This window comes from Variovorax sp. WDL1 (assembly GCF_001541225.1).
In the GTDB taxonomy this organism is placed as follows: Bacteria; Pseudomonadota; Gammaproteobacteria; order Burkholderiales; family Burkholderiaceae_C; genus Variovorax.
The window spans coordinates 16,825-32,943 of sequence record NZ_LMTS01000238.1; the positions used below are offsets into that span (position 1 = coordinate 16,825).

14 protein-coding genes and 1 pseudogene are annotated in these 16,119 nt (G+C 65.7%); 6 read left to right on the forward strand and 9 right to left on the reverse strand.

Going from position 1 to position 16,119, the window contains the following annotated elements:
• Nucleotides 1-14: 14 nt before the first annotated feature.
• Complete coding sequence (locus APY03_RS29080; RefSeq protein WP_068682468.1) at nucleotides 15-1,586, reverse strand: hypothetical protein; 1,572 nt, start codon at nucleotides 1,584-1,586, stop codon at nucleotides 15-17.
• A 497-nt stretch (nucleotides 1,587-2,083) separates the two neighbouring features.
• On the reverse strand, nucleotides 2,084-2,671 hold the full coding sequence (locus APY03_RS29085; protein WP_068682470.1) for a LuxR C-terminal-related transcriptional regulator: 588 nt from the start codon (nucleotides 2,669-2,671) through the stop codon (nucleotides 2,084-2,086).
• Nucleotides 2,672-2,745: 74 nt separating this feature from the next.
• Between APY03_RS29085 and APY03_RS29090 the strand changes: the two genes are divergently transcribed.
• The 4 genes from APY03_RS29090 (at nucleotide 2,746) to APY03_RS29105 (ending at nucleotide 7,106) form a co-directional block, all read left to right on the forward strand.
• Complete coding sequence (locus tag APY03_RS29090; RefSeq protein ID WP_068682471.1) at nucleotides 2,746-3,546, forward strand: CoA transferase subunit A; 801 nt, start codon at nucleotides 2,746-2,748, stop codon at nucleotides 3,544-3,546.
• A gap of 92 nt (nucleotides 3,547-3,638) precedes the next feature.
• Nucleotides 3,639-4,277, forward strand: a complete 639-nt coding sequence (locus APY03_RS29095; RefSeq protein ID WP_068682473.1) for a 3-oxoacid CoA-transferase subunit B — start codon at nucleotides 3,639-3,641, stop codon at nucleotides 4,275-4,277.
• 206 nt (nucleotides 4,278-4,483) lie between these two features.
• Nucleotides 4,484-5,689: a multidrug effflux MFS transporter gene (locus APY03_RS29100; RefSeq protein WP_068682475.1), complete on the forward strand. Its 1,206-nt coding sequence runs from the start codon at nucleotides 4,484-4,486 to the stop codon at nucleotides 5,687-5,689.
• Nucleotides 5,676-7,106 (forward strand): MFS transporter, encoded by a 1,431-nt coding sequence (locus APY03_RS29105; protein ID WP_068682477.1) that lies wholly within the window; start codon nucleotides 5,676-5,678, stop codon nucleotides 7,104-7,106. Before APY03_RS29100 ends, APY03_RS29105 begins: the two co-directional genes overlap by 14 nt.
• Before the next feature lie 20 nt (nucleotides 7,107-7,126).
• Here the strand turns inward: APY03_RS29105 and APY03_RS29110 are convergent, their stop codons facing one another.
• Genes APY03_RS29110 through APY03_RS29125 form a run of 4 tightly spaced genes read right to left on the reverse strand, consistent with a single transcriptional unit; the run spans nucleotide 7,127 to nucleotide 11,355 of the window.
• Nucleotides 7,127-8,497, reverse strand: coding sequence for an MATE family efflux transporter (locus tag APY03_RS29110; RefSeq protein ID WP_068682479.1), 1,371 nt, complete (start codon nucleotides 8,495-8,497; stop codon nucleotides 7,127-7,129).
• A complete protein-coding gene (locus tag APY03_RS29115; protein WP_083944631.1) occupies nucleotides 8,494-9,243 on the reverse strand; it encodes a class I SAM-dependent methyltransferase in 750 nt (249 codons plus the stop codon). The genes APY03_RS29110 and APY03_RS29115 overlap by 4 nt, the downstream gene beginning before the upstream one ends.
• 15 nt (nucleotides 9,244-9,258) lie before the next feature.
• Nucleotides 9,259-10,059 (reverse strand): HalD/BesD family halogenase, encoded by an 801-nt coding sequence (locus APY03_RS29120; RefSeq protein ID WP_068682483.1) that lies wholly within the window; start codon nucleotides 10,057-10,059, stop codon nucleotides 9,259-9,261.
• 15 nt (nucleotides 10,060-10,074) lie between these two features.
• On the reverse strand, nucleotides 10,075-11,355 hold the full coding sequence (locus tag APY03_RS29125) for an ATP-grasp domain-containing protein (protein ID WP_068682485.1): 1,281 nt from the start codon (nucleotides 11,353-11,355) through the stop codon (nucleotides 10,075-10,077).
• Nucleotides 11,356-11,520: 165 nt separating this feature from the next.
• Between APY03_RS29125 and APY03_RS29130 the strand changes: the two genes are divergently transcribed.
• Entirely contained in the window at nucleotides 11,521-13,125 is a 1,605-nt protein-coding gene (locus tag APY03_RS29130; RefSeq protein WP_068682487.1) for an MFS transporter, read from the forward strand.
• A gap of 6 nt (nucleotides 13,126-13,131) precedes the next feature.
• Here the strand turns inward: APY03_RS29130 and APY03_RS29135 are convergent, their stop codons facing one another.
• Nucleotides 13,132-13,551: a hypothetical protein gene (locus tag APY03_RS29135; protein ID WP_068682489.1), complete on the reverse strand. Its 420-nt coding sequence runs from the start codon at nucleotides 13,549-13,551 to the stop codon at nucleotides 13,132-13,134.
• A gap of 277 nt (nucleotides 13,552-13,828) precedes the next feature.
• Between APY03_RS29135 and APY03_RS29140 the strand changes: the two genes are divergently transcribed.
• On the forward strand, nucleotides 13,829-14,749 hold the full coding sequence (locus APY03_RS29140; RefSeq protein ID WP_068682491.1) for a hypothetical protein: 921 nt from the start codon (nucleotides 13,829-13,831) through the stop codon (nucleotides 14,747-14,749).
• Nucleotides 14,750-14,755: 6 nt separating this feature from the next.
• Here APY03_RS29140 and APY03_RS29145 read toward each other — a convergent pair whose 3' ends face one another.
• Both APY03_RS29145 and APY03_RS29150 read right to left on the reverse strand, forming a co-directional pair.
• Nucleotides 14,756-15,211, reverse strand: coding sequence for a hypothetical protein (locus tag APY03_RS29145; protein ID WP_068682492.1), 456 nt, complete (start codon nucleotides 15,209-15,211; stop codon nucleotides 14,756-14,758).
• A gap of 106 nt (nucleotides 15,212-15,317) precedes the next feature.
• Nucleotides 15,318-16,119 (reverse strand): annotated as a pseudogene (locus APY03_RS29150) (cytochrome ubiquinol oxidase subunit I); the annotation flags it as partial.

Here is a 16,119-nt window from a genome sequence, read left to right on the forward strand (position 1 = left end):
GTCTTTATATGGTCTTAGCGCGTGCTTGTCGGACCAGCTTTCCGGGGCCGCGAAGAGGCTTCCCAGCGTTCGGCCGTGGTCGCGACCAGGCTCCTGAGGTCGGTCCATGGCCTGGCGCTCGGCACCGTTGGGGCGCCCGTCACTGCCGCCTTCGCGAAGGCGACCATGCGTTCATGCAGGTAGCGCTGGTCGTCCCGGTGCCATGTCTCGATGGAGTGCGGGCCGCGCGCCACCACGATTTCCTTCAGCCCGCGGATGCGGTCGTAGGCGGCGATGGTGCCCTCCAGGCTCTCGGCACGGTCCCACAGTCCCTTGCCGAAGAACGCGGCGGGCCAGCGCGCCATGCCCGCGAGCGTGGCGGAGTTGGGATAGAAGACGATGTGGTGCTCGGCTGCCATGCCGCCGAGGAGCAGGTTGCGATCGGCCAGGTCGGGTGCGGCCGGCACATAGCCCGCGCCGCTCGCGAAGGAGGCGAGCAGGATCGCACCCTTGATGTTCGTGTAGCCCTTGGGCGGCGCGCAGTTGACGACAGGCATGTCGTAGCTGCAGGACTCGACGAAGTTCTTCGTCATCGCCCAGGCGGTGGACATGGAACCGCGCGAGTAGCCGCCGAGCAGGATTGGAATCTGCCTTGCCTTCATGCCGGCCAACAGCCGGCCGCCGGCCGTATCGCCTTCGAGCAACTGGCCCGAGGGCGCGAGCATGCGCAGCCCTCGGCCGCTTTCCAATTGCTCGAGCACGCGGAACACGTCCTCGCCCTGTTCGAGCGTGTGGATGTCGCTGACGCCGCCGGAGATGCCCTCGCCGCGGCGGTCGTAGGCCAGCACGTCGAAGCCGGCAGCGTTCAACGCCTGCAGGTTCTCGCGCCACCAGCGCTGGCCCATGGCGGTCATCTGCCCGCCACCGCCATTGGCCATGATCACCAGCGCGTGCAGGCGGCCGCCTTGGCCGTCGTCCACGCCCGCACCTTCGATGTACCAGCCGCGCAGCTTGATCGAGTCCTGCATCTTCAGTTCGATGCGTTCGAAGGTGTCGCACGGCACGCTGAATTCGACGGTGTAGGTGCGCGGCTCGGCTCCTGCGATGGATTCGCGGTACGGCGCCTTCGCGAAGAAGGCCGGGCGACGAATCCGGCGCAGGTCCACCTCGCCCTCGGGGTCGATGCGGACGGAAGGATCGACCGTGCCGGTGGAGCGCCGCGCACGCTCCCTGTCGGACGGCAGCCAGCGCTGCATCTGGGCATCGATGCGTTGGAAGCAGGAGGCATCGGCCTTGCAGGAATGCCAGCGCGCCTTGAGTCGGGCGTCGGTGAATTCGTCGACGTGGAAGTCGCGGCCCTGGTAGCCCGGCGGCGGGCGATTGGCCGTGAGCAGCAAGGGAACGCAGACGGTGCCGCCCTGTGCGGTGGGCAGCCGGTAACCGGGCAGCACCGCGTTGCGGTCCGCGCCCACATAGGCTTGGCAATCTGTGGAGTGCGGCTCGGGGCGGAACAGCGCGCCATTGCTGCCGGGGAGGGCGCAGCCGGCAACGACGAGCAGCGCCAGCGCGGCGCTTCGTCGAAGCAGCCCGGCCAAAGCGAGGCGCATGAATCGGCGGCGGGGTGCAACGTGGGGCACGGCGGCATGATGCGCCGCTGCGCGCGGGGCTTCAAGTGCGCGCAGTGAGCGGCGCGCGACACGCGAGGTCCCGGCCTTTCTGTTGCCGAGCCTGCAGAACCTGCAGGGGCCGGGAAACCCTTTCGGGCTACTCCGAAGCGGGCTTTAGGCCTGCTTCAGGTAAATGCTGTCATTAGCAGTTACTTGATTTGCTCTGCTTACGGCAGTCGCCTCTCGGATCGTCGCCCTCGACCGCCATGCGCCGTCGAAACCAGTCAGCCCCACGAGACTGCGGACGCAACGCGCATCCGCACTCTGGTGGAGCTGGGGGGAATCGAACCCCCGTCCGGCTCACTTGAGCTTCGAGCTTCAGGGACTTCCGGCGGATTGCACCATCGGTCCCACACGATCATTTTTTCAACTGCAGGCGACGAACATGCCTCGTTGACCCAAGCTGAGTGGCAGGGGGTTGGAAATGGTTCCAGGCGCTAAGCCGCGATGAGCTTCTGCACCAGTTCCGCCGTCGTCGCCGCGGCGTACTTGCGCATCAACCGCGCGCGATGGATCTCGACCGTGCGATGGCTGATGCCCAGTGCCCGCCCGATTTCCTTCGAGGTCAGGCCCTTCATCAGCTGCGCCGCCACCTCGCGCTCTCGCGGCGTGAGCTCGGCCTTGGCAGCGCGACGCGAGCCCAGGTCCTCGAAGGTCCAGATGCCGGCCTCGTGCGGCGCCGCGCGATTGAGCGCCTGGCCGCTCACGTGGCACCAGAAGGTCTCGCCGGCAAAGGCGCCGTGCAGGCCGCCAACGCGCCGCATCATGCGGTTGTCGGCGTAGCGGCCGCTGGCGTTGAGAATCGGCTCCATGCGCTTGCCGATGCGCTCGAATTCGGCGACGCTCGGGTAGAGCACGCGGAACGACTGCCCGATCAGCACATCGCGCGTGGCGCCGAACATTTCGCACAGCCGCGCGTTGCAATCGACGATGATCCGGTGGCGCGACAGCACCATGCCCACCGGCGCCTCCTCGAAGGCGAGCCTGTAGTCGATGGGGGCGAGGGCGGTGTCCGGTGTCTCCATTACGAAATACTACGTATGCGCATACGTAGTATCGTCCGGCTTGTCCATCAACCACCATTTCCGAACGAGGAATCATGGCGAACAAGATCTATCCCTCCGCTGACGCGGCGCTCAAGGGCGTCGTCGCCGATGGCCAGACGCTCGCGGTCGGCGGCTTCGGCCTGTGCGGCATCCCCGAAGCCCTGATCGATGCACTGCACGATTCGGGCGTCAAGAACCTGACCTGCATCTCCAACAACGCCGGCGTCGACGGCTTCGGCCTCGGCAAGCTGCTGGAGACGCGCCAGATCAAGAAGATGATCGCGAGCTACGTGGGCGAGAACAAGGAGTTCGAGCGCCAGTACCTGGCCAAGGAACTGGAGCTCGAGTTCACGCCCCAGGGCACCCTGGCCGAGAAGCTGCGTGCCGGCGGTGCGGGCATCCCGGCCTTCTTCACCAAGACCGGCGTCGGCACGCTGGTGGCCGAGGGCAAGGAGCTGCGCGAGTTCGACGGCGAAACCTATGTGATGGAGCGTTCGCTGGTGCCCGACGTGGCGCTGGTCAAGGCGCATGTGGCCGACAAGTCGGGCAACCTGCGCTTCCGGCTGACGGCGCGCAACTTCAATCCGGCCGCGGCCATGGCCGGCAAGATCTGCATCGTCGAGGTCGAGAAGATCGTCGAGGTCGGCGAACTGGCACCGGACGACATCCACCTGCCGGGCATCTACGTGCATCGCATCGTCCTCAACGCCAATCCCGAGAAGCGGATCGAGAAGCGCACCGTGAGCGCAGCGGTCGACGTGGCCGCCGCCAAGGTCGAGGCCCAGGCCGCCATCGCACAGGCAGCCGCCGGCAGCGAGGTGCCGGCACCCGTCAAGAACAGCAAAGGAATCTGAAATGAAACGCCCCCACGTTCGGCACTTCGTGTCCTCTCTGACCCCCGAGGGGGCGCAAGCCGCCCTTGGGGCGGCCCGGCGGGAGGCTTGATATGCCCTGGACCCAAGACCAGATGGCGGCGCGCGCCGCCCAGGAGCTGGAAGACGGCTTCTACGTGAACCTCGGCATCGGCATCCCCACGCTGGTGGCCAACTTCGTCGGCGACAAGGAAGTCTGGCTGCAGAGCGAGAACGGCATGCTGGGCATCGGCCCCTTCCCGACCGAGGACCAGGTCGATGCCGACCTGATCAACGCCGGCAAGCAGACCGTGACCACGCTTCCGGGCTCGGCCATCTTCGGCAGCCACGACAGCTTCGCGATGATCCGGGGCGGCAAGATCAACCTCTCGATCCTCGGCGCCATGCAGGTCAGCGCCAAGGGCGACCTGGCCAACTGGATGATCCCCGGCAAGATGGTCAAGGGCATGGGCGGCGCCATGGACCTGGTGGCCGGCGTGAAGCGCGTGATCGTGCTCATGGAGCATGTGGCGCGCAAGAAGGATGGCACCGAGGACCTCAAGATCCTCGAGGAGTGCACCCTGCCGCTGACCGGCGTGGGCGTGGTGGACCGCATCATCACCGACCTGGCGGTGATGGACGTCACGCCCGAGGGCCTGAAGGTGATCGAGCTGGCCGAAGGCGTCACCTTCGAGGCACTGCAGGCCAAGACCGGCGTCAAGCTCCTGCACTAGCCAGACTTGCGCCCTCTCCCGGCGGGAGAGGGCTGGGGGGAGGGCAGCGGCGCTCGAACCCTTGACGACACGACAAGACGCCCGTGTTGCTCATACGGTGAGCCTTGGGGGGCTGACCTAGCACAGCGAGCTCCATCTCGCTGGCGCTTGCCCATTGCGGCCGCGTTCACAATGCGGCCGGGGCATCCCTCTTCCAACCTCTACGAATGACTTCCTCGCGCTTTTTCAAGATCGCGCTCGTGCTCGGACTCCTGTCGGCCATCGGGCCCTTCGCGATCGACATGTACCTGCCGGCGCTGCCCGAGATCGGCGCCAGCCTGGGCGCCGGCATCGGCCCGGTTCAGATGAGTCTCACGGCCTTCTTCATTTCTCTGGGCGTGGGCCAGTTGCTCTATGGCCCGGTGTCGGACATGGTCGGGCGCAAGCCGCCGCTGTACTTTGGCCTGCTGCTGTTCGCGGCCGCGAGCGTGGGCTGCGCCCTGGCCACCGACATCCAGACTCTCATCGCTTTGCGCTTCGTTCAAGGCCTGGGGGCCGCCGCCGGCATGGCGATCCCACGGGCCGTGGTGCGCGACATGCACACCGGCAACGATGCGACACGGCTGATGTCGCTGCTGATGCTGGTCTTCAGTGTCTCGCCCATCCTGGCGCCGCTGGCCGGCAGCGCGGTGATCGCCATCGCCGGCTGGCGTGCCGTGTTCTGGGCCGTGACCCTGGCCGCCGTGGCCGGCCTCGCGCTCATGGCCGCGACCCTCAGGGAAACGCGGCCCGCCCAAGACCGCGTCGAAAGCAGCCTGGGCAGCGCGGTGCGGGCCTATGGGGTGCTGCTGCGCGATGCGCACTACCTGGGCCTTGTGTTCATCGGCGCCTTTGCGATGGCAGGCTTCTTCACCTACCTGGCCAACTCCTCCTTCGTGATGATCGGCCACTACGGGCTCTCGCCGACGCTCTACAGCCTTGCCTTCGGCATCAACGCGGCGGCCTTCTTCGGCGCTGCCCAGCTCAACGGCCTGCTGTGCGAGCGTTTCGGCATCGTGCGGGTGGTCAAGGCGAGCGTGAGCGCGTGCGGCGTGGTGATGCTCGCGATGTTCGCGTACTACCTCGCCGGCGGCGACAGCCTGGCGGTGCTGATCGTGCTGTACTTCATCGCCAGCGGCTTCATGGGCTTCGTCATCCCGACCACATCCGTGCTCGCGCTCGAGAAACACGGCGCCATCGCCGGCACCGCCTCGGCCTTGCTCGGCACGCTGCAGATGCTCACCGGCGCAGTGGCGATGGCGGTGATCGGCCTGTTCACCGACGGCCGGCCGCTGCCGATGGTCGCGGGCATGGCGGCCGGCGCGTTGATCGCCGTCGTGCTCACCTGGTTGACGCTCGGCGCGCACCGGCCCATGGCATATGCGGCCCGCTGAGCCGGCCGCCCTTGCAGAGCTGCCCGAAGCGGACGGGCTGCCGCAGCCGCAGCGCCGCTGGGCGATGCTGGTGATCATCCTGGGCATCACCGTCGCGGTGCTCGACGGCACCATCGTCAACCTCGCGCTGCCGGGCATCGCACGCGAGCTCCAGGCCGATCCGGCGCATGCGATCTGGGTGGTCAATGCCTACCAGATCGCGACGCTGGTGATGCTGCTGCCGCTGGCCTCGCTCGGCGACCTGGTGGGCTACCGGCGGGTGTATCTGTGGGGCATGGTGCTGTTCACGCTGGCCTCTCTGGGCGCCATGCTGGCCGACTCGCTGGGCACGCTGATCGCCGCGCGCACCGTGCAGGGGCTCGGCGCCGCCGGGCTGATGAGCGTCAACTCGGCGCTGGTGCGGGTGGTCTATCCGCGCGCGCAACTGGGCCGGGGCATGGCGCTCAACTCGGTGGTGGTTGCCAGCGCCTCGGTGGCGGGGCCATCGGTGGCAGCGGCGATCCTCTCGGTGGCTTCGTGGCCCTGGCTGTTCGCGTTCAACGTGCCGCTGGGCCTGCTGGTGCTGGCGCTGGGCTGGCGCGCGCTGCCAGCGCAACGCGCGGCCGCGGTTGCCGGCGAGCGCTTCTCATGGGTCGACGTGCTGCTCAACGTGCTGATGTTCTCGCTGGTTTTCGTCGGGGCGGACCGCCTGGGCGTGCGCGGCGAGTCGGGGCAGGGCGCCGGGCCCCTCGCCTGGGCGCTGCTGCTGGCGGGGGTGGCGGTGGGCGTCGTCTACCTGCGGCGGCAGCGCGCGCTTGCCGTGCCGCTGTTCCCGGTGGACCTCCTGCGCATCCCGGTGTTCGCGCTGTCGATGGGCGCCTCGGTGGGCGCCTTCTGCGCTCAGATGCTGTCCTTCATCGCACTGCCTTTCCTGCTGCTCGACACCTACGGGCGCTCGCACGTGGAGGCCGGCCTGTTGATCACCGCGTGGCCGCTGGCCATCGTGGTGATGGCGCCGGTCGCCGGACGGATGATCGGCCGCTATCCGGATGGCTGGCTGGGCGGCATCGGCCTGAGCTTGCTGTCGCTCGGCCTGGTGCTGCTGGCGGCGCTGCCCGCGCACCCGGGCAATGCAGACATCGTGTGGCGCATGGCGCTGTGCGGACTGGGCTTCGGCCTGTTCCAGTCGCCCAACAACCACACCATCGTGACCTCGCCGCCCGCGCACCGCAGCGGCGCGGCCAGCGGCATGCTGGGCACTGCGCGGCTCACAGGCCAGACATTGGGTGCGGTGCTGCTGGCCGGGATCTTCAGCGCGTGGAGCCCGCACGAGGGGCGCGGGCCCTTCATTGCGCTCGGCCTGGCCGCGGCCTGCGCGGCCGTGGCGGCGGTGTGCAGCACGCTGCGCACGCGCGAGCCGCGCACCCGCCGCGCTTGAGCGGTGAGGCTGAAGATGGCTCAAGACCGGCTCCGGACCTCAAGCAGGTAGCCGAGCCCCAATGCGCACGTAAAAAGGCTGGCAGTGCCGGCGAGCCAGACGCCCTGAAGTCCCAGGGCAGGAATGGCCGGCGCCCAATCCACGGTGAGTGCAATCCCGTGTGTCAGCACGTGGCCGCCAAGCACGCCGACGCCCCACAGCGAGACCAGATACACCAATGAAGGCACCAGCGTCTGCTCGTAGCCGCGCAAGGCGCTGGCCGCGACGATCTGGATGGCATCGAACACCACGTAGAGCACGAATATGGGCATGAGGGAAAGGGCCATTTCGGTCACCTCCAGGTCCGAGGTATAGGCGCGCAGAACCAAGGAAGCAGCTCCCAGCAGCGACGCAGCGGCAGCCAAGCCCCAAACGATGGATAAGCAGATGGTCGTGCCCGCGATATCCCGCGCCGCCGCCCGGTCCCCCCTGCCGATCGCATTGGCGATCAGCGTTTGAGCGCCCACACCCAACGCCATCGGGCTCATGAACATCAGGCCAGTCAAACTTGCAAGAATCTGATGTGCGGCAGTGGTGAGTGCGCCGAGCCGCGCGATGATGAAAGCCATCACGGTCAGCGAGCCGATCTCAAGCAGGTACGAGATGCCGATCGGAACGCCTAGCGCGAGCACGCGGCATGCCCGGCGCCAGTCTGCACCCGCTGGCCGGAAACGCAGTCCAAGTTGTCGATAGCAAGGGTCTACAAGCAACCAAACACCGCTCATCAGCGCCATGAAGACGAACATCGCTACGGTGCCGTAGGCACAACCTGCCAACCCCAGTGCAGGGGCGCCCGCAAGGCCATGCATCAGCACGAAACTGAGAGGCACCTTCACGAGCAGTGCACAAGCGTTGATCCAGACAATCGGCTTCGGACGCTTTATCGCCGAGGTGAGTGCATAGAAGACGCGCATGAGCAAAGCCGCCGGCAACGCCATGGCGACGATGCTCACGTAGTCCAGAGCCGCTGATAGAACCTCTTCCGGGACACGCGCAAATCTGAAAATGGGCTGGGCCACGAGAGCCAGAATTACCGCGCCAGCAGCGCCGAGCACCACTGCCAGCCAAGTACTCGCGCGGACCCAGGCACCGATCTGAGAAGTCTCGTCTGCGCCGAACTTCCGTCCAATGATGGGAGACAGCCCTTGAATAATGCCGAAGAAGGATGCGAACACTGTCCCCCACAGACTTGACCCGATGCCGACCGCAGCAAGCGCCTGCGTCCCATAATTTCCAGCCATTGCGGCGTCGGCGATGCCGCTGCACAGGAGTGTCACGTGTGCTAACAGGATGGGCCCGCTCAATTGCAATAGCTCCGCACTGTGCCTTAACAGATTGGACCTTTTTCTCATTTCGTCGCGACGATGACGAGATTGCTTTCGGGGTTTTTATTATTGAGTGCGAGATCTCCAAAAAGTTGGACTTCGCGAAAACCTGCGTGCAGCAAAAAGTCTCTTAGCTTTTCTTTTTCGTAGAGCCGAGTCCAGCACGTGAATTCTGTATCCCCTTGCCGATACGCGACCTTGAAGATTCCTCGTTTCCAATCCATCTGGCAATGCTCTTCCACATCGAGGGTGTGCCGGACAAAAGAAGTGTCCAAAGCCGGCAGCTTGGTTCGTGCACACTCCATGTCAGCCAGCTCCATTACAAGTATTCCGTCTGGCCGGAGACGTGAGGCCCAGGTCTTTAACATATGGATGTCATCGGCAGGATCCGCGAAGTAGCCAAAACTCGTGAACATGCTGAGGAGGGCATCAAATTTCTCCAAAGGTGGTGCTCGCATGTCCATTGCCAAATATCGAGGGCCCTGATTTTCAGATCGAGCCATTGATAGTTGGACAGCGGAAATATCGATGCCGGTAACGTCATATCCAAGGGAATACATTTTTCCCGAAAGGCGCCCAAAGCCGCAGCAGATATCCAAGATTTTCGAATGACTCGCAAGTGGCAGGATCCGAGAAAGTAAATAGGCTTCCTGCTCTGTATTACGATATCGACCCAAGCTGCGAGCAGCATGCACGAACTCCATCGGAAATCCGTCTTTTGGGTTTTGCATGAAGGCTCCGTCATCCTCCGGAATTGGGTTTGCTCTGGTCATGATTTGCCTTTGCTCTCAAGAGATTTCTTTGCCCAATGACTGCACCAAATGGGCGGCGGTGTCCGTTGGGTAGATGACTTCCATCGTCGCATGCTCGATAGATGGGTCCGTCAGATCATCCTCAGAAGCGAAGGAATAAATAATTGCAATTCTATTGCTGTCTTCAGTGAGCGGGGAAATGCGATGCAAGGTGGTGTTCGTCTTCATGAAATAGGTTTCCCCGCTTTGCACATGCATGCTTGTGATGAGGCGATTTTCCAGGGCCTTCTTGACGCATTTTTCTGAATTCATCTTGTCCCAAATCACATTCTGAATGTATTCAATGCGCCCGCCAGATAGTGGATTCGGACTCTCGACGACATGAATCAGCGCGAAGGTGTAGTCGTCCCAATGCCAGCCATGCGTGTCACCGGGTCCGCATTGGTTGTTGATAATATATTCTTCTGGTGCATAAGGTATTCTATAAATTTTTTCACCCGCAATAATGCTCAGCAGCATCAGCAAAGTATCCGAATGGAACAGGGCCGGCGTCACAAGACCTGTTGCTCGGATGGCGTCCCGTCCCACGCTCCGATAGCTTCTCGGGGTGTTTCCGGTCGACGCAATTTTCACATTCCGCCGTTCCGCCTTTTCAGCCAATAGCCTGCGCGCCTCCTTGTGAAGATCGGCCTGTAGCGCATGCGGAATAAAATTTCCGATCTTCACGCACTGATGGAGATCGAATTCCTTTCGCCAGCCCTGTACTTGCTTGCCAAACCCGGAAAAATGGGCTGCGAGCAGGGCATCGACATCGTTCCGATTTTGTTTGAAATTCATTGCTGTAGGAATGTATTATTCAAGTATGAAGAGTTCGCCGTTGGCTTCCCAAGTACGAATGAGCCTGTAATCCCGCTCAAGGTCTTCCTTGCTGTCACTGGCGAGATATGCAATGCCAGCGTTGGTAAACAGGTCGATGGTTCGGGCCACCGTCTCGCCGGGTTCTGGCGCGTGGATCAGAGACCGGAAGGACTTCAGCGCGGGTACCCTTTCGTGGCACCTGTTCTCCTTAAGGATCCCCGACGTCGTCGAAGAGAGGGTGACGCAATGCAGGTGGTTCTTGCGGGCATACGACATCCCGACCAATTCGGCAAAGGCAGCAGGGTCAGCATGGCGGAGCACTGTCAATGTGACATGAGAGTGTCCGGTCGCCTCCACAACAGCCTCGTGATCGATCGTTCCCTGCATGCGAGCCGCGGTTTCGATCAGCAGCAGTCCCCCACTCTCAGTCTGGAACAGTTCCGTATGCGACGGTCCCTCCGCGATTCCCAAGGCGTCCAGGCACGCAGTCGTGTAGCGCCCCAGATCGCGAGTGAGGTCACTGTTCGGTGCCAGCAGTATTTCGCGGTCGCATATCAGTGACGCGCCGGGGACTGCGGTCTTGTCGTCCTTCCAGATCTCAGAGATGTAGTGGCGGCCGCCAATGCTGACCGCGTTTACGATGAACTGCTGCCCGGCAATTTTTTCCTGCAGGACTGCAGCGTCATTGATGCCGCCCAGCTTGTTGCGCTTTCCAAGGATGGCATCCACGGCCGCCGCGACTTCGGGCATGCCGTTGCAGAACCTGACGCCGTCGGCGCCCGCGCTCGCCGATGGTTTGACGACCACGGGCCAGCTTCGCAGTGCCCCCGCCCAGTCGAGCGCATCGCCAACTGTGAGGCAACGCGCTTGCCTCAGCGCGGAGAGACCAGCTTTCCTGAGGCGCTCGTGCATCTCGTATTTGTCCCTTCGCAGGCGGCTCGTGCGCGGATCGTTTCCGGGGACGTGCAGCAGTCGTGCCAGCCTCTCGGCCGTCTCGACGCCGGTCTCCGTGCCAGCGACCACGCACATGATGGGCGCGAGTCTCTTCAGTTCGGTCGCAATGTCATCGACGCCGCCTGGACCAGCGACGACGAAGCGCTGCTGGAAATCGCTGACGCGAAAGGCGGCAAGGAAGTCGGCTGGGATGTCTGGTGAACTCTGAACGTGGACACATTTGATCCCAAAATGTCCGAACTCCTTCGGTAAGCATGATCCTGTGGAATAGGCGTCGACGATGACGGCCAATCCCGTCGGCGGTTGTCTTGTCTTGCGCATGCGCTCCCTGCGAGAGTGTTGAGAGGCGCGGATTCTGGGCAAGCCCTCCAGATCTGACAACTACCAATGTTGGTAGGTAGGCACCCGACGGAGTTGGCCAACGCCCCCAGAAGTTCTTGACCGTCAGATGCACCTTACGAATCGCCAAGCACCGATACTTTCGCCATGAGTCAGATCGGCAAGCTCCCGGGAGACGACGCCCTGATCCGGCATGGCTGTGAAGCGACCCCATGCCCGCCGCGCTCGAAGCCCTGGGTGCTGGCCGCGGCCATCATCGGCTCGAGCATGGCCTTCATCGACGGCACGGTGGTCAACGTCGCGCTCCCCGCGATCCAGCGCGAGCTGAACGCCACGGCCTTCCAGGCGCAATGGGTGGTGGAGTCGTATGCGCTCTTCCTGGCTGCGCTCCTGCTGGTCGGCGGCGCGCTGGGCGACCTCTTCGGGCGGCGGCGCATCTTCGCGCTCGGCGTCGTGCTCTTCGCGCTGGCCTCGGTCGGGTGCGCGCTGTCGGGGACGGTGCAGCAGCTGATCCTGGCGCGTGCGGCGCAGGGCGTCGGCGGCGCCTTGCTCGTTCCCGGCAGCCTGGCACTCATCAGTGCCAATTTCGCGCAGAAGGAGCGGGGCCGTGCCATCGGCACCTGGTCCGGCGCGAGCGGCATCACAGCGGCCATCGGTCCGGTGCTCGGCGGATTCCTGGTCGATCACTATTCGTGGACCTGGGCCTTCCTGATCAACGTGCCGATGGCGCTGGCGGTGCTGTGGATCGTGTGGCGCCATGTGCCGGAGAGTCGCGGCAGTTCCGCAGGGAGCGGGCTGGATATGTGGGGCGCCGCGCTGGCGACCGCAGCGCTGGGCGGCATCGTCTATGCCTTCATCGAGGCGCCCACGCAGGGATGGGGCTCGGCAGCCGTGCTGGCGGCGCTGGCCATCGGCATTGCAGGCAGCCTCGTCTTCGTGGTGGTCGAGCGGCGTGTCGCGTCGCCGATGCTTCCCCTGCCGCTCTTGCGCATCGGCAATTTTGCCGGGGCCAACCTGCTGACGCTGCTGCTGTATGCGGCACTGGGGGGAGGGCTGTATTTCTTTCCGCTCAACCTCATCCAGGTGCAGGGTTACTCGGCCACGGTGGCGGGTGCCGCGCTGCTGCCTTTCATCCTGATCATGTTCGTGCTTTCGGGCTGGGCAGGACAACTGGTGGATCGCTTCGGGCCACGACTGCCGCTGATGGTGGGGCCGAGCATCGCGGCGGCGGGCTTCGTGCTGTTCGCGGTGCCGGGCGTCGGGGCGAACTACTGGACGGCCTTCCTGCCGGCCGTGGTGGTGCTGGGGTTCGGCATGACGGTCACGGTAGCGCCGCTGACGACGACGGTGATGAATGCGGTCGGGCCGGAGGCCGCGGGGATTGCATCGGGCGTGAACAACGCCGTGTCACGTGCTGCATCGGTGTTGGCGATTGCGGTGTTCGGGGTGGTGATGGCGTGGGTTTTCGATGCGGTGCTGGCGGAAGGTTTGCGCGAGGCAGGGGCATCGGCGCAGGCTAGTGCGTTCATCGAGGGGCAGCGGAGCAAGCTGGCGGGGGCGGAGTTGCCGCCGGGCATCGATGCAGCGGCCGGTGCGGCGCTCAAGCGAGTGGTGGCCGAGTCTTTTGTGGCGGGATTCCGATGGGTGATGCTGATCTGCGCCGGTCTGGCACTGCTGAGTGCGCTGAGTGCTTGGGTGATGATCGGGCGCGGGCCGAGTAGGGCCGGCGCGGTGGTGCCGAGGCCGCGTTAGACGGCGCTAGGAGCGCTTGGCTGCTTGCTCCAGAACCTTGAGCAGTCGACAGGCCGGAGATCGAGTGCTCCGCGCGATGTCGAGCGCAAGCTGGACGGGGTACTCCACCAGGTCGATCTCGCCGGCCTCGACGCTTTCGATGAAGCCGGCGTCATGGCCGATTTCTTGATCGAGTCCGGTAAGCGAGAGCTGCGCCGTGGTGCGAAGCATGTGCACGTACTGGCCCGGGGCGAGCGTCACGACGAAGTCCTTGTTGTCCGCGTCGTCGAGACCCAGCAGTGCGTAGAGGGAGAAACCAAGTAACGAGCAATACAGGAATGCCCTGCGAATCTGCATTGCCGCGGCCGATTCATGAGCGAGTGCCTCAACGTCTTCAGGCTCGTCGCCGGCGTGCGCAGCGGCATCATCCTGCCCGTTGGAATCCACACGAATCCAGGTGCCTTGAATGCGTCTGTGCACGCTCATGCTTATTCCGCTGCGGGGGTTGGGGTGTGAGATCGGGGGGGCTGGCCCTGGCAGGGCACCTTCAGGAGTGCCGGCCGGGCGCCGACAGGTGGGGCATTAGACGGTCTTGGGGCTGTGTCGTCAATAGCGGCCAACCGGCGCGGGTATCGCCCGTCTTGCCGTTGGCCATTCGCGGGCAATCCCGCGCGCGGCACCCCGGGGCATCGCCGGAGTCCGCGCTTTTCGCTACCCTAGCGCAATGAACGCACTTGCCCCGCAGCGCTCCGGCGTCGACGCACCCATCGGCCCGCCGCCCCCCGCTCCCGATCTGCCGATACCGCCTTCGCCACCGGCCGCGCCTTCGCCGCCGCCCGAAGGAGATCCGCCGCCGGCCGATCCGCCCATGACCGAGCCCGGCGCACCGCCGCCAGTGGCCGATCCGCCGCCCGGCGCTTCAGCGCTCGGGCGCCTGCATGCGCGGCGCCTGCGCGAGATGTACCGCTCGGCCGGCTGGCCCTGCTGCGACGAGATCGAGGTCGAGTTGCTGGCAGCCGGCCTGCTGGAGCGCGTGCGCTGGCCGCAGGGTCACGAGACGCTGCGCGTGAGCGACGCCGGCATCGCCCACATCGCAGGCAACCTGGCCGTCAACCGGGCTGCACGCTCGCGGCACGAGGCCCTGGTGGAGCACGTGGCGCGCGAGATGACGCGCGCCGGGCGCATCGCCTGGCGTGGTGTGAGCCTGCGTGCGCGGCTACCCGCAGCGCACGGCAACGAACGGCCGCGCTGGTGCATCGCGCGGCCCGACGTGTTCTCGATCCGCAACACGAGCGTGGAGGCCTACGCGCAACCCATCGTCCACGAGGTGAAGGTCAGCCGCGCCGATCTGCTCGGCGACCTGCGCAAGCCCGACAAGCGCGCGGCCTACCTCGACGTGGGCGGCGAGTGCTGGTACGTGCTGGGCTGCGATGCCAGGGGCCGGCCGATCGCCGAGCCCGAAGAGGTTCCGCCCGAATGCGGCGTGCTGGTCGCACAGGGTGCGCGGCTGGTGGTGGCACGCGCGGCCGTGCACCGCGCGCAGCCGCGGCTACCCTTCGGCGTCTGGATGGCCCTGGCCAAGGCGCAGCCGGTGCCGGGCTTCGACGAAGAATCGCAGGACCTGCTGGCGGGCATCGAAGGCTGACCCCTCTCAGGAACCGCGCCTGACCGGCACCGGGCGGCCGAGTGGGGCGGAGCCGGCGTCTCCCTCATCGCCGCCATCGTCCTCGTCGTCGCCGACGTCGAGGTCGTCCGCTTCCCCCGCCAGCTCCCCGGCCGTTGCGGCGTCGGGATCGTCGACCGCGTCGGTCACCTCGCCGACGTCGTCAGGCACGGTGCCGATGCGGTCGGGAAGGATGTCGGCATCGTCCGATGCAGCAGTGGGATCGGCCGACGCACGCTCGCCGGTACCCTCGGCATCGGTGTCGGTGCCGTGCGAAATGGGCAGCGCGCCTTCGGCGCTCCCGTCGGGCAGGGCGCTGCGGCTGCGGTCGGTCTGCACGTCGCTTCCGCTGTCGCTGGTGTCGCTCGGACCGAGCGAATCCACGTCGGTGCCGCGTGGTCTTGATGGGGCGTGCTCGCCGCCCAGGATGCTGCTGGTGGCCATGATGGTCCTCCGTGTCGATGGCATGGCTCGACTCTGCGCGGCGGCACGGCGCCACGTGTGGGCAGCGGCCGACGCCGCATGTCGGCCGGCGTGCAGGTCTGGGCCGTCAGCCCAGTAGCCGCGGCAAGCCCTGCACGAGAAGCAGGCCGCCGATGCCCTGCAAAGTGGCGCAATGCCACAGCGGCAAGGTGTTGTCGAGCGTCGCGCGCGCCTGCGGTTGCAGGCGGCCGGAAAAGGAGCGGGCCAGCAGGTAGGCGCCCATCATCATCAGAACCACGACATGCAGCCCCTGGTAGGCGAGCAGCATGGCGACGGTGGCGCTCCACGCCTGGGCCTGCGGATTCAGGCCGGCCTGGGCCTGGGCGAGCAGGTCGATGCCGAAAGCGCCGGCCACGCACAGCATGGCCAGCGCCACCTGCAGTCGCAACACTCGCTGCGCGCGAGGGTCGGCATCGCGCAGCCGCCGCGGCGCTGTCGCCATCAGCAGCGAACCCATGGCGAGCAGCGCGGCCGACGCCCAGGGCCAGCGCAACGCCGGCAGCGCAGCGCCTGGCGGCGGGCAGGTATCCGCGGCCATGGCGACATGCACATGCGCATACACGAAGGACGCGAAAACGGTCATGTCGACCGCCACCAGGATGAGCGACGCCCACCATGAATGCGAGTCGGCGAGCCTGCTGCTGCCGACGGGCAGCTGCACGCCCTGCGCGGCTTCGATGCGCGGACGCGGCGGGGGCAGGTCCGTGGCCCAGAGCCAGCGCAGCACCGCCACGATCGCGACCGCCCCGAAGGCGAAGGCCGCCACCGCCAGCTCGACCGTCAGCAACAGGAAGAAGCCCGCCGTCCCGATGGCCGCCAGCAGCGGCCACCAGCCGTCGGTGGGCAGGCGCAGCAGGTGCAGCGGGCGC